Origin of the sequence: Halorubrum marinum (assembly GCF_048381195.1) — an archaeon.
Taxonomy (GTDB): Archaea; Halobacteriota; Halobacteria; order Halobacteriales; family Haloferacaceae; genus Halorubrum.
On sequence record NZ_JBLWMM010000006.1, the window covers coordinates 458,223 to 470,967 of the forward strand.

Genomic DNA, 12,745 nt, shown 5'->3' on the forward strand with positions numbered 1-12,745 from the left:
ACGCGCTGGCGGCCTCAGCCCTCGTAGTCGAACGCGACCGCGAGGTCGTCCGCGCCCCAGAAGACGAACCGATAGCGCCCCGGGACGAGGTCCGGACACACCCGAAGCGCGTCCGCGTGCGGCCCGTTCTCGACGAGACCCGTCTCCGTCATCTCGAACACCCAGCTGAGCGTCTCGCCCGGCCGAATCGCGAGCGCCTCGTCGGTGTAGACGAAGGCGGCGTCGCCGTCGGTGCCGCGGATCTCGGTCCACCCGGACCCCGTGCGCAGTTCGAGGTTGTACTTTCCTCGGTTACCGACGTACGTCAGGCGGCCCGAGACGTTCGTCAACTCGATCCGGAACCCGGTGCCGCGGGCGATCGTCAGCGCGGAGTCACTCCCGTCGCCGCCCCCGTCGTCGCCGGGGATCACGACTCGGAGAGCGAGCGGGCCGCCGGTCCGGTCGTCGCTGTCGGCGTCGCCGTTCGAGTCGCCGTCGTCGACGTCGCTCCCGCCACCCCAGTTGACCGCTCCCTCGTACGCCTGCGGGTGGCGCTCGAACCCGTCCGTCTCGCACTCGAACTCGGTCGGGATCACCGCTGGTTCACCGTCCGGGCGCACGCCGCCGGGGAGTGCCTCGGAGTCGCTGACGCCGTCCTCGCCGGTCACCACGCTCGTCTCTCCCCAGCCGTCCGTGATCGACAGCCGGATCGCGTCCGGGAGCGGGTCGACCGTGACCCGGAGAAGCGCCCCCGGATAGGTGATCGCCTCGCCGCACGCCTCGTTGTCTCCGGCGGTGTTCTCGACGGCCGCGTCCCCGACGAGGACCCCGTCTTGGACGGCGACGTCCGCGAAGGCGATCTCGTTGTGGCAGGTGGTCGGTCCGATCGACTCCGCGTACGCGAGCGCGGACGCACCGAAATCGGTCTCCTCGACGAACGCCCGCGTCTCCGCGTCGGCGTCGCGGAGCAACCACGACGCCTCCCCCGCGTCGCGGAACAGGACGCAGAACCCCCGTCGAACCTCCGGGTCCCACGCGGGACCGGTGAGTGCGCCGCCGGTCTGGTGGACCGCCGTGACGAGGTCGTCAGTGGACCCGTCGTCGGCGTCGCCGTCATCCGGCTCGTCTCCGTCGTCGGAACCGCTTCCGTCGGTGGTATCGTCTCCGGAACCGGAGTCGTCTCCGCTTCTCGGATCTCCGCCGTCCGTACAGCCAGCGAAGGCGACGGCCCCACTCGCGCCGACGCCCCACAGGAACCGCCGTCGGGTACGCTCGCGTTCAGTGCCGCGTTCGGTCATGCTCTCCCCTAGGCGGCCGATACATAAGGGCCTCGTGGAGGCACAAACGACGGTCTGTGTTACGCGGGCGGGCGGAACAGCGACGGAAGGGTGTCGCGGTCGACCCCGGCCGCGAGGCCGAGCGCCAGCGCTATCCGCGCTTTCGAGGCGGGGAGCGCGCCCGCGAAGACGACGCCGTGGTCCGCCAGCGTTACCCCACCGCCCGGTGTCCCGTAGACCGGTTCGGTCGGGCCCGCAGGGGGCCGCCCGGCGACGACGACCGGTACGTCATCGTCGACCTCACTCACGGCGTCGCCGAGTGCGCCGGTGACGTTCCCGAGTCCGGTCCCCTCGATCACGAGGCCGCCGACCCCGGCGTCGACCGCGCGCACCAGGTGGTCGGCCCCGACGCCGGTCCCGGAGTGGATCACGGGCACCTCCGGAACGTCGACCCCGTCGGGTGTCTCGAGTAGGACGTCGAGCGGGGCGGCGGCGACGCCGCGGCGCGGCTCGCGAACGATCCGCTCGTCGGCGCGAGTGACCGTCGCGACCGGTCCGGTTCCCGGTGATTTCATCGTCGAGAGCGCGTTGCTGTGGCCCTTGACCACGTCGCGTGCGGCGTGAAGCTCGTCGTCGAACGCGACGTGGACCCCCGGCGTGAACCGATCGTCGGCCGCGGCCCGGACCGCGAGCGTCAGGTTCGCCGGCGCGTCGCTGGACGGCTCGTCCAGCCGTCGCTGCGCGCCGGTGACGACGACCGGTGCGGACAGATCGGTCAGCAGGTCGAGCGCGAAGGCGGTGTCGGCGAGGGTGTCCGTCCCGTGCGTGACGACGACGCCGTCGGCCCCGTCGTCAACCGCGTCGCGGGCGGCGGCCGCGGTCGCGAGCACGTCGCGCCAGCGGACGTCGAACCCCGGTTGCGAGCAGACCTCGCGCGCGGTCACCGTCGCGTACCGCTCGACGCCGGGGACCGCCGCGACGAGGTCGTCGCCCGTCTTCGCCGGCGCCGCGCCGCCCTCGTCGGGCTCCGAAGCGATCGTACCGCCGCAGGCGACGACGGCAACGTGCGGGAGCGACCCGCCGTCGGTCGCCGCCGGTTTCGGTGCGCTCGCGTTCCTCGCCGCCTCGAAGGGTGTGCTCGATGGGTCGCGTTCCTCGTCCGTCGTCGGCTCGTTCGCGGTCATACCGGGTGATCTCACCGGACCGGTAAAGCGGTTGGTCCCGCGGCAGCGTCCGCGGCGGATCGGTACGAGGCGGAACCGAGCGAGCGAGCGCGAGTCGAGGATCGACCGACCGGTCCGGACCGGCAGTAGTTCGAAACTATGATCGGGTAACAAAGTATCAGAGCGCTCGATAAAGAGTTACGTTGATTCTTAGGGCGTTTTAAAACGTCCCGGATAGGCGGGAAACGTGGTGAAATCCCCCGAACCCTCGGCGGGCTATATGTGGTGTCCAGTTATATGAATAATCGTCCATGTCAACCCCCGCTTCCACGCGACTCGCATCTGGCCGACAGGTCGCCGGACTGATGACCGGTACGGTGAAAGCCGCCGCCTTCTGGGCGGCGATCGCGATTCCGACCGCGTACCCGGTGCTGCTATACATGGGGCTCAACGGAACCACCGGATTGCTGTTCGTCGGTCTGCTGGTCGCCAACGCCCTCGCGCTCGCGGTCGGCCACGACTACAAGCGCTGAGGCCGCCACGCCCCCCGAATCGTCCCACCGACGACGACAGGCCGTCGCCCTCCGACGACGACGCCCTCCCTCCACGCTCTCGCTTTCCCTCCACGCTCTCGCTTTCCCTCCACGCTCTCGCTTTCCCTCCACTGTTCCCGCCGATCAGCCCTCACCGATCGGTCTCGAAGCGCTTACCCACCGCCCGGACCGACGTTCCGTATGACCGACGAGACACACGTCGAGTGGCGCGACTGGGGCCACGAGGCGTTCGCCGAGGCGGACGAGCGCGACCGGCCCGTGCTCCTCTCGCTGTCCGCGACGTGGTGTGAGGGCTGTCACGAGATGGACGCGATCACGTACGCGGAGCCGCGGATCGCCGCCAACGTCAACGAGGGATTCGTGCCGGTACGCGTCGACGTCGACCGGAATCCCCGGGTTCGCGAGCGGTACAACATGGGCGGGTTCCCGACGACCGCCTTCCTCACTCCGGACGGCGAACTGCTGACAGGCGCTGGCTACCTCGACGTCGACGGAATGCGGCAGGTGCTCGAATCGGTTCGACAGCTGTGGGCCGACAAGGGCCGCTCGGCGGGTCGGATCCCGCGCGCGCTCGACGCCGACCTCCCGCCGAGCGGCGAGGTGACCGACGCGATAGAGAGCCACCTGGCCGGCCAGCTCGAGGCGAAGTACGACGCGGAGTACGCCGGGTGGGGTACCGACGCGAAGTTCCCGCTCCCGCGGACCGTGGAGTTCGCGCTGAAGCGCGACCGCGACCGCGCCCTCCGAACGCTCGACGCGGTGCGCGACCACCTCGCAGACGACGTCGCTGGCGGCTTTTTCCGGTTCGCCGGGACTCGCGACTGGGGAGACGTCGCCTACGAGAAGCCGCTCGACACGAACGCGGCCGTCACGCGGGCGTTCGCGAACGCGTACCTCTACACGGGCGATCCGGCCTACCTCGACCCTGCGACGGACGCCGTCGCGTTCCTCACCGACGACCTCTGGACCGGCTACGGCGTCGGCGGCAGCCTCGGTCCGGGGCTCGGCCGCGCGTACTACGCGGCCTCGGCCGAGGACCGCGCTGACCTCGACGCGCCGCGCCGCGACCTCACCGTCTTCGCCGGCGGCAACGCGCTTGCGGCGGACGCGCTGCTCGCCGTCGCCGCCTACACCGACGACGAGCGCGCCCGCGAGTACGCCGAGCGGATCCTCGATGGGCTCGAACGCGACCTGATCGACCCCGACACCGGCGAGGTCGTCCACTACCGCGGAAGCGACGAGGTCGGCGAGGCGGACCTCTTGGAGGATCTCGCGCGGGTCGTGAGCGCGTACACTCGCGCAGCCGGCGTGCTCGGCGACGGCGTCGACGCCGCCCGCGCGGTTGCGGACCGAGCGATCGACCGGCTCCGGGTCGACGGCTCGTTCGTCGACGGGCCGCGGTCGGGCGCGGGACTACTCGACCGGCCGTTCCGCCCGCTCGACGGGAACGTGGAGCTGGCGACTTCGCTGCTCGATCTGGCCGCCCTCACCGGCGACGAGCGCTACGAGACGGTCGCCAGAGAGACGGCCGAGGCGTTCGCTGGCGCGACCGAGCGTCTCAGCGTCCAAGTCGCCGGATACGGGAGCCTCGCGGGACGGATACGCCGGGGGACGACCGTCGTCGCCGTCGGCGACGCGCCCGGGAGCGACCTCCACCGCGCCGCGTGGCGCGTGGCGGACCACGAGAAGGTCGTCGCGCCGAACGCGCACCGAGAGGACGCGCCGAGCCCGGTGCCGGTCGACGAGGGAACGGCGGTCGTGCTCTCCGGTGACGCGGCGTCGGCATCGATGCCAGCGGAAACGCCGGAGGAGTTGATGTCGCGGGTCGCGGAGACGGTCGAGTAGCGCCATCGGCTCAGTCCACTCGTTACTCGCCTATCGTCGAGAAGATTGACGCCGGACCTCCGACGACCTATTTCGGCCGTAGCAACCGGCGTTCCGTGTAAACCGCCGACGCGTTTATCACGCTGCTAACTAATCGTCGCATATGGCATCTCTGCGCGACCTCGGTCTCTCCGAGTACGAGGCTCGGGCGTACCGCGCGCTCTTACGGACGGGACCGACGACGGCGAAGGACCTCTCGCGCGCCAGCGAGGTCCCGATGGGGCGAGTGTACGACGTGCTCAACAGCTTGGAACAGCACAACCTCGTTCGGAGTCAGGCGGCCAGTCGGCCGAAGAAGTACGCCGCCGTCGAACCGGACGCGGCGCTCGATCGGCTCTTGGACGAAAAAAAGCGGGAGTTAGCGACGCAGGCCGAGCAGTACGAGGAGGTCGTCGACGACCTCTCGACGGAGCTCGACGCGGGTGAACCGGTCGACGGGCAGTTCTGGACCGCCGCCGTCGGCGCCGAGGACGCGACCGATCTCCTCTTGGAACGCATCGCGGCCGCCGAACGCCGGATGGTCGTCGTCGCTGGCGCGCCCGCGACGGGATTCGACCTCGGAACCGTCGGCGAGCAGGTGGCGGCGGAACTGGAGTCGGCACTCGACCGAGGCGTCGAGATCCGCGTGTTGCTGTCGCCGGCGACCGTCGACGCGCTACCCCGAAGCGTCGGCCGACGGTACACGGCGGAACTCTCCGACATGGACGGATTTGAAGTGCGGACGGTTCCCGATGTCGACGGGACGTTCAACGTCTTCGACGGCGTTGAGGTGTGTATCGAGGTGCCGCACCCGCTCTCGGGCGACGAGCCGTTCGCGATGATAGACGTCAAGGACGCCGAGTTCGCAGCGAGCGTGAAAGACCAGTTCGAGCCGCGGTGGGCCGAGGCAGAGCCGCTGACGCTGGGGTAGCGATCGACGGGGCAGGCGGTCGTTTGGCCGTCGACTCGGGTCTGGTCCGTTTCGATCGCCGTTTCCACGGAGCGGGAACGACCCTCTTACTTAATGATCGTTCATGATGTCTATGGACGTATGAACTTCGATGAATTCACCGGTCAAGCACAGCATCGACTCGGCACGCCCGGGACCGGGGAGACGTTGCGAGCGATTCGCGCGACGCTCATGACGCTCGGACAGCGGATCCCCGAAGGTAACGCGGAGGACCTCGCCGCGTCGCTTCCCATCGAGATCAAGTGGTATCTCACCGGCGCGGTCCACGAACACGGACAGCGTTTCGACTGGTCGGAGTTCGTCGAGCGGGTGAGCGAGATCGAGGGTGTCGACCCGGCGGACGCGGCGTATCACGCGCGGATCGTGATGGACCTCGTCCACGCGCAGGTTCCGGAGTCGGACTTCCAACAGCTTCGGGACATGCTCCCCGAAAGCGAATCGGACGAGAACTGGAGGAAGCTGTTCGAGATCGTCGACGCCGCCGACTGAAACGGGTAGTGGCATCCGTGTTCGACGATGAACCCCCCGTGACGGACCTCTCCGTGGGACCCCCAGCGGCGGGCCCCAGATAATTGCGGCGCGAGCCGACGGACCGACCGTGGTGGGATGACCGAGCGGACGAAGGTGCCTGCTTGGAAAGCAGGTGGCCGAGAGGCCTCGTGGGTTCGAATCCCGCTCCCACCGTCGCGCGCGCAGTCCCGTCCCCGCCCGTCCGCATGAGTTCGGCGCTCGAACGGGTCGAGCCGGCTCAGTTGCCGAGCTCGTCGCGGAGATTGCCCATCGTCACTTCGCGTTCCGCGTGGGCGTTGTGTTGGTGGATCGACTCGTCGTTCGACTGTTTCATGTGGACCACGGCCTCGTCCGGGAGGTGGTCGAATTCCTCGACGGTCCCCTCGGCGAGCGCGCGAACGCAGTCTTCGACGAACTTCGCGTCGGCGTGCGCCTGATACGTCATGTGGTCCTCGTCGGGACGTTTCGCCATGTTGTAGATGCGAGCGCTCATCGAGTCGCGGGCGACGTCGATAACGTCACGCAGGTCGATATCCGGATGGCCCTCAGTAGTGACCGTCAGCGTGGCGTGGCCGCGCTGGGAGTGTCCGGGCTGCGGGACGGCCTCCAAGAACGCCTCGGTCGTCTCGTCGTCGACACCTAACTCGGCGAGCTTCTCGCGGGCACGCGACTCGCTCATCCCCTGCGAGCAGGGACAGACGGTCATCCCGGTGACCTCGGCGCCGATCTCCTCGTGCGTGCCGTCGTCGGTCGCGATGGCGCTGGCGATGATCGTCGCCGTGCTCTGGGTCTCGATACCGGACGCAGGCGTGTCTTCGCGAGTGACGAGCTCGGCCGTCATCGACACCTCCGCGGTGGTGGTGTAGTCGTGTTTCTCTAAGAGTCTCTCGGCGGCGTCGCCGCAGACGTCCTCCACGCGGTACGCCTCCTCGCGGGTGATCTCTTCGAGAATTTCGTCGATCGTCGCGAGATTGCGGGACATGTCGATGCCTTTCCGGCCGCTCGGGAGGTCGACGAACACCTCGAACTCGGCCATGAGCACGATTGGACGCTTATCGCCGCGAGCGAGTTTGACGAGTTTCTCCACGCCGGTGACGCCGACCTGCGACAACCCGACGGTCACGTCTGGCGCCGACGCTTGCACGTCCGGCAGCTGATGACTCATTCCAACATTGGTATGGGAGGCAGTTGATTAGTGCTTTCGATGGGGGGAGCGTCGTCGCCTTCCTGCGCCGCATCGAATTCTCACCGGGTCGTGTTCCCGAATCACGCCGGTCTCTATAGATACGCAAGGCGAGTGTCTCGGGGCTTGACCCCGAGGCGGTTCACCGGTCGCTTCGCTGTTAAGTACCACGGCCGGATCGCGCTCGCCGGAACGTAACGCACCATTTATACCTGCGGCAGCGGAAGGACGCCCAAGACCATGCCGAGTTCCAATGGGCCCCAGAAGGCGACCCGTGACAAGCTCTCGAACAAACCTCGCGACCGCGGTACGTCGCCGCCGCAGCGAGCGATCCAGGAGTTCGAGGCGGGCTCACAGGTTCACCTCAAGATCGACCCCAGCGTGCAGGAAGGCCGCTTCCACCCGCGCTTCGACGGCCGTACGGGAACCGTGACGGGCAAGCAGGGCGCCGCGTTCAAAGTCGAGATCACGGACGGCGGCAAGACGAAGACGCTCATCGTGCGCGCCGCACACATGTCCGCCCAGCAGCACTGAGATGACGATATTCAAAGAGAAGCTCGACGAGGAGTACGTCACCACCGCGGAGGCGAAAGAGATCCTCGTCGACATCGAGGCCGACCGGGCCGAAGACGAGGACCGCGACCTCCGCTACGAGCTCGCTCGCGCGATCGAGCACGTGAACCGGTTCGCGCGCCTCGACGGCGAGGAGTCCCGCGAGCTCGTCGAAGAGCTCACCGAGCTCGAACAGATCGACGTGCCGACGGCGGTGAAGATCGCCGACCTCCTCCCCGAGGACCGCACCGAGCTCCGCTCGGTGTTCGCCCAAGAGCGCTACTCGCTGGACGGCGACGAGCTCGACGAGGTTCTCGATATCGTCGCGAAGTACGCCTAAGAGCCCGGTTTTTCTCCCGATTATGTCGAACGCTGTCACGACCCTGTAGCGACGGTTCCAACGGAAGTGAGGGAGCCGCCGCCCGCGAACGACACGTTGATACGTCGACCGCGGGTACTCGACGAGACGATGGACGACCGGACGCGCGAGTACCTGAAAGGGCGGTTCGGCGACTACTACCGCCACGCGTCGCCGGAGCTCCCTCCGGATGCGAACCTCCGCGAGTGGGGCCACATCCCGTGGACCCCGGGCTCGGGCACGACCATGGTCCGTCACCAGTCGATGTACGATCTCGGTGACGTGGACACGTTCTTCGCGGACAACGCGCCTCGACACGCGTACTTCTCGGCGGCTCGATACGACGATCCCGGGGCGTCGACGATGTCGAAGAAGGGGTGGCGGTCGGCGGATCTCGTGTTCGACCTCGACGCCGACCACCTGCCCGGTGTCGATCCCGAGGCGACCGCATACCCCGACATGCTCGCCGCGTGTAAAGACGCCCTCTTCCGGCTCCTCGATTTCCTCGACGACGACTTCTCGTTCGACGACTGTACCGTCGTCTTCTCGGGCGGGCGCGGCTACCACGTGCACGTTCGCGACGAGAGCGTTCGCGAGCTCGACAGCGAGGCTCGCCGCGAGGTCGTCGATTACGTCCGCGCGATCGACCTCAACACGGACGGGCTTATTCGGACCGTCTCCGAGCGCGGCACGACCAAGCGCGTCCTCCGAACCGAGGGCGGCTGGGGTGCCCGCGTCCACGAGGCGCTCGTCGAGTACGCTAACGACCTCCGTGACATGGACGAGGACGCGGCCCGCGAGCGGCTGATGGAGCTCGACGGGATCGGCGAGGGACGCGCGGAGACGATCCTCGGCGCGTTCGAGCGGAACCCGACCGCGGTCCGCGAGGGCAACGTCGAGGCCGGGGGTCCGGGCGTGCGGCGGCTCGTCTCCGCGCTCGCCGCGCGCGTGGCCGCGACCGACACCGCCCCGATCGACGAGCCGGTCACCACCGACACGCGTCGGCTCATTCGCCTCCCCAGAACGCTTCACGGCGGCTCCGGGCTCGTGGTGACCCCGATCGACCGCGCCGATCTCGACGCGTTCGACCCGCTGCGCGACGCGGTGCCCGACCGGTTCGTCGGTCGCGAGATCCGGATCGAGACCGACGCCGATCGGACGGTAGAATTAAACGGTGAGCGCGTCAGAGTTGAACCCGGTAGAAACACCGTGCCCGAGTTCGTGGGAGTCTTCCTGATGGCCCGCGGCGAGGCGCGGAAAGCCCCCGAACGATGAATCTCGACGAGCTCAGATCGGCCCAGGCGAAGGAACGCCGCAAGGACAGCCTCCAGCACCTGCGGGACTCCTTTTACGACGACGTCGCCGCGTACGTCGGCGACATGCGCGCGGCCCGCGACCGACGCGCCGAGCAGGTCGCCAAACCGTTCTCCGACGACGACGTTCGGCGGATGTCCGACGAGGTCGAGACGGCCGAGGAGGTCGCCGAAGCGCTCTACGAGCGCCGCGTCGGAAAAGTCGTCAAGCTCGCGTCGTTCGCGGCGGCGGACATGTCGGTCGACGCCGACGGGATGACGACCGAAGAGCGGCAGCTGTTCGACGACCTCGTCGACCGGATCAGCGAGAACAAATCGCGAGTCCTCGACGTGCTCTCGGGCGAGACCCCGCCGGCCAGCGATCCCGGCCCCGCCGACCCGCGGACGACGGGCGCGGCGGACGGGCCCGCACCGCCCCCGTCGAATCTCGCCGACGAACCGGCACCGACTGACGGTGACGGGTCAGCGGACGTCGCCGACTCGGCTGACGCGCCACACTCCTCTCAGAGAGACGCAGCGGCCGATCCCACTGACGACGGGAGCGGCGCGCTGGCCGACGCCATGGGCGGGCCGGGAGACGAGGTCGCCGACGCGCTCGACGCGTCCGGGGATCCGTCGTCGACCGCCGCGGAATCCTCGGGCCAACTGGATCCGACCGAGACCGAAGCCGACGGCGACGCGTCGGCCGACCCGCCGACCGACGCCACGACCGACGCCACGACCGACGGCGGCCCGACGGCGGTGCCGCCCGAGCCCGCACCGCCCGGCGCTCCGGACGTGACCGGTCCGGACGATACGGCGAGCGGTCCCTCGTCATCCGGAGAACCGATCGGAGCGCCCAACCCGGCGGAGTCGAGCGATACCGACGACCGCGCGACGGTTCGCATCACGCGCGACGTGGGAGCTATCTTCGGCGTCGACGAGCGCGAGTACGACCTCGCGAGCGAGGACGTCGTGACCCTTCCCGTCGAGAACGCCGCTCCGCTCGTCCAGCGAGACGCCGCGGAGCGACTCGACTGACCGGAGCGCTCACGGATGCGCGAGGCCGTCGCGAGGGCCGGTGACGAGGGGGTCTCACGCGCCGCCCGTCTCCGCGTTGTAACCGCAGCACTCGGCGCCGTCGCGACGCTTTTGGCGCTCGGGGGAATCGCGAGCGCAACTGTTCTCGATCCGACCTTCTCGTGGACGAGCGACGCGCTCTCCGATCTCGGCGTGCGACCGCGGAGCGCCCCGGCGTTCAACTGGGGCCTCATCGTCGGCGGCGCCGTCGGCGTCGGCTACGCCGTCGGCCTCTGGGTGGTCGGACGGTCACGGGATATGGGGGGTGGGTGCGGCTCCCTGCGGGAACGACTCGTCGGCTCGCTCCGCGCGGCCGTCCTCGGACTGGCGATGGTTTCGATGGCAGGTATCGGCGCGTTCGACCTCACGCAGCCCCTACACGGCCCGGCCGCGGTCGGGTTCTACGCGCTCGTTACGCTGCTGTTCGCCGTCGACGGGTTCGCTCGACGCAGTACGCGAACCGGGCGGATCACGCTCGCGTTCGTGCCGATCCACCTCGCGGTCTGGACGACGTTCCTCTCGGGCTGGTGGCCCGTGACGGGGCTGGCCCTGCCCGAACTCCCGGGCGCGCTCATGCTCGCGGCGTGGGTGTGGTTGGTCGGCCCGCTCCCGGCCCTCGACACGCTCGCGACCGACGAACACTAACGCCGCGGAGGAGTAGGGCCGGTAATGGAGGTCGAGTTCCTCGGCGGTGCCCGCGAGGTCGGTCGGAGCGCGGTCCTCGTCGACGACGCGCTGCTCTTGGACTACGGGCTGTTGACCGCGGACCCCCCGCAGTACCCGGTGCGCGACCCCGAACCGGACGCCGTCGTCGTCTCGCACGGTCATCTCGACCACGTCGGCGCGGTGCCGGCGCTGTTAAAGGGCGACCGACGACCGGAGGTCCACTGGACGCCGCCGACCGCGGAGCTCGCGCGGACGTTGGCGCGTGACACGCTCAAATTACACGGTAACAGCCCGCTGTGTCCCTTTTCAGAGGAACACGTCGCGCGGCTCGGCGAGGTGGAGGAGCGACACGCCTACGACGAGCCGTTCGTCGTCGAGGCCGGCGAGACCGAATACGAGGTGACGCTGTTCAACGCGGGTCACATTCCGGGATCGGCGCACGTCCTCGTCGACGACAGCGTGGGACGGGGTCACACCGGCGATCGGACGGAGCCCGATACTGAAAGTACTCGCCTGCTGTACACCGGCGACTTCCACACCGACGACCAACGGCTCGTGTCGGGGACGACGGCTCGGCCCGACGCGGACGTCGTCATCTGCGAGTCGACGTACGCGGACGTGACCCACGAGGACCGTCGGGCGGTGGAGGACCGCTGGGCCGAGAGCGTCCGCACGACGATATGGGAGGGCGGAACGGTCGTCGCTCCCGCCTTCGCGATCGGTCGGACGCAGGAGCTGCTGCTCGTCGCCGCCGCCAACGACTTCACGCCCTACGTCGATGGCATGGGGATCGAAGTGACGCGGCTGATCCGGCAGTACCCCGAGTTCCTCCGCGATCCGGAGGCGCTCCGCCGTGCGAAGGGAGCGGCACGCTTCGTGACGGGTCGGGACGGCCAGCGCGAACGGATCGCCGCCGACAACGCGCTGATCATCACCACCTCGGGGATGCTCGCGGGCGGCCCCGTTCACTCGTATCTCCCGAAGATCCGCGGGAATCCGACGAACAAGGTGACGCTGACCGGGTACCAGGTCGAGGGGACGCCGGGTCGGGAGCTGGTCGAACACGGACGGCTGGCGATAAACGGACAGGTGCGTCCGGTGAGCGCACGGGTCGAGTCGTACGACTTCTCCGCGCACGCGGACCGGGACGGGTTGGAGTCGTTCCTCGATTCGTATCGCGACGCCCGGGTGTTAGTGAACCACGGGGACCGCTGTGAGTCGTTCGCGGCGGACTTGCGTGAAGACGGCCTCGCGGCGAGCGCGCCAGCGATCGGCGATCGAATCGAACTCTAGGAGAG

Annotated in this window: 13 protein-coding genes and 1 tRNA gene; 11 read left to right on the forward strand and 3 right to left on the reverse strand. The window is 68.9% G+C overall.

The features are described from left to right. Positions 1-14: 14 nt before the first annotated feature. Both ACNSN4_RS11670 and ACNSN4_RS11675 read right to left on the reverse strand, forming a co-directional pair. Positions 15-1,277 (reverse strand): hypothetical protein, encoded by a 1,263-nt coding sequence (locus ACNSN4_RS11670; protein WP_418285990.1) that lies wholly within the window; start codon positions 1,275-1,277, stop codon positions 15-17. A gap of 59 nt (positions 1,278-1,336) precedes the next feature. Then, entirely contained in the window at positions 1,337-2,440 is a 1,104-nt protein-coding gene (locus ACNSN4_RS11675; RefSeq protein WP_418285991.1) for an asparaginase, read from the reverse strand. Positions 2,441-2,730: 290 nt separating this feature from the next. Between ACNSN4_RS11675 and ACNSN4_RS11680 the strand changes: the two genes are divergently transcribed. The 5 genes from ACNSN4_RS11680 (at position 2,731) to ACNSN4_RS11700 (ending at position 6,490) form a co-directional block, all read left to right on the forward strand. Continuing rightward, positions 2,731-2,952, forward strand: a complete 222-nt coding sequence (locus ACNSN4_RS11680) for a DUF8028 family protein (RefSeq protein WP_418285992.1) — start codon at positions 2,731-2,733, stop codon at positions 2,950-2,952. A gap of 201 nt (positions 2,953-3,153) precedes the next feature. Further along, positions 3,154-4,818, forward strand: a complete 1,665-nt coding sequence (locus tag ACNSN4_RS11685) for a DUF255 domain-containing protein (protein ID WP_418285993.1) — start codon at positions 3,154-3,156, stop codon at positions 4,816-4,818. A 142-nt stretch (positions 4,819-4,960) separates the two neighbouring features. Further along, complete coding sequence (locus tag ACNSN4_RS11690; protein WP_418285994.1) at positions 4,961-5,767, forward strand: TrmB family transcriptional regulator; 807 nt, start codon at positions 4,961-4,963, stop codon at positions 5,765-5,767. A gap of 120 nt (positions 5,768-5,887) precedes the next feature. After that, positions 5,888-6,295, forward strand: a complete 408-nt coding sequence (locus tag ACNSN4_RS11695; RefSeq protein WP_418285995.1) for a DUF2267 domain-containing protein — start codon at positions 5,888-5,890, stop codon at positions 6,293-6,295. Between the two features lie 111 nt (positions 6,296-6,406). Next, positions 6,407-6,490, forward strand: a tRNA-Ser gene (locus ACNSN4_RS11700). Positions 6,491-6,554: 64 nt separating this feature from the next. Here the strand turns inward: ACNSN4_RS11700 and mptA are convergent. After that, on the reverse strand, positions 6,555-7,481 hold the full coding sequence (gene mptA / locus ACNSN4_RS11705; protein WP_418285996.1) for a GTP cyclohydrolase MptA: 927 nt from the start codon (positions 7,479-7,481) through the stop codon (positions 6,555-6,557). A 258-nt stretch (positions 7,482-7,739) separates the two neighbouring features. Here mptA and ACNSN4_RS11710 point away from each other — a divergent pair, with 258 nt between their 5' ends. From ACNSN4_RS11710 to ACNSN4_RS11735, 6 genes are all read left to right on the forward strand, one after another. Then, entirely contained in the window at positions 7,740-8,033 is a 294-nt protein-coding gene (locus tag ACNSN4_RS11710) for a 50S ribosomal protein L21e (protein ID WP_418285998.1), read from the forward strand. A gap of 1 nt (position 8,034) precedes the next feature. Next, the gene (locus ACNSN4_RS11715; RefSeq protein ID WP_418285999.1) at positions 8,035-8,391 is read left to right on the forward strand and encodes an RNA polymerase Rpb4 family protein; all 357 of its coding nucleotides are present in this window, start codon (positions 8,035-8,037) and stop codon (positions 8,389-8,391) included. 129 nt (positions 8,392-8,520) lie between these two features. Beyond that, positions 8,521-9,684 (forward strand): DNA primase small subunit PriS, encoded by a 1,164-nt coding sequence (gene priS, locus ACNSN4_RS11720; RefSeq protein ID WP_418286000.1) that lies wholly within the window; start codon positions 8,521-8,523, stop codon positions 9,682-9,684. Continuing rightward, positions 9,681-10,742 (forward strand): DNA replication complex subunit Gins51, encoded by a 1,062-nt coding sequence (locus ACNSN4_RS11725; RefSeq protein WP_418286001.1) that lies wholly within the window; start codon positions 9,681-9,683, stop codon positions 10,740-10,742. The genes priS and ACNSN4_RS11725 overlap by 4 nt, the downstream gene beginning before the upstream one ends. 15 nt (positions 10,743-10,757) lie before the next feature. Beyond that, on the forward strand, positions 10,758-11,426 hold the full coding sequence (locus tag ACNSN4_RS11730) for a DUF998 domain-containing protein (RefSeq protein WP_418286002.1): 669 nt from the start codon (positions 10,758-10,760) through the stop codon (positions 11,424-11,426). Positions 11,427-11,450: 24 nt separating this feature from the next. Then, positions 11,451-12,740: an MBL fold metallo-hydrolase gene (locus ACNSN4_RS11735; protein WP_418286003.1), complete on the forward strand. Its 1,290-nt coding sequence runs from the start codon at positions 11,451-11,453 to the stop codon at positions 12,738-12,740. Positions 12,741-12,745: the final 5 nt, after the last annotated feature.